Origin of the sequence: Mesorhizobium sp. M1A.F.Ca.IN.020.06.1.1 (genome assembly GCF_004023265.1) — a bacterium.
Taxonomy (GTDB): domain Bacteria; phylum Pseudomonadota; class Alphaproteobacteria; order Rhizobiales; family Rhizobiaceae; genus Mesorhizobium.
Genome location: NZ_RZSR01001831.1, coordinates 1 through 421, shown reverse-complemented (window position 1 = coordinate 421; position 421 = coordinate 1). Strand labels below are relative to the sequence as shown.

Genomic DNA, 421 nt, shown 5'->3' with positions numbered 1-421 from the left:
GCGTCACCATGCGGCGGATCGACAGCACGTTGCCGAGATATTGCTCGACCTCGCGGATCGAGGTCTGGAAGTTTTCCAGCACCGTGTCGGCATAGCGGGCCGTGCGGCTCTCGTTGTCCGAGTAGACATAGCGGGCAAGGCCCGAGCGCCGTCTCTCCGGCGGTCGCCAGGTGAGGATCAGCGCATGGCGGCTCTCGAAATGTCCCCTCCCCTCCTCAAAGTGCGCGCGGCGCTCATCGTCGATCGCGCGCGTCACCGGATCGGGGAAATCGCATTCCTCGCGCGCCGGATAATCGGAGGTCGCGACCCGCACCGCCTCGACCTGGATCATCCAGCCTGAGCCGAGGCGCGACAGGATCGCGTTGATCTGGCGGGAGACCTCGTTGCGCTCGGCATTGGTCGAACTCTCCGAATCCGGTCC

Annotated in this window: 1 pseudogene; it reads right to left on the bottom strand. The window is 65.6% G+C overall.

What is annotated here, in order from left to right:
• Positions 1–421, bottom strand: a pseudogene (locus tag EOA60_RS37120) (conjugal transfer protein TrbE); the annotation flags it as partial.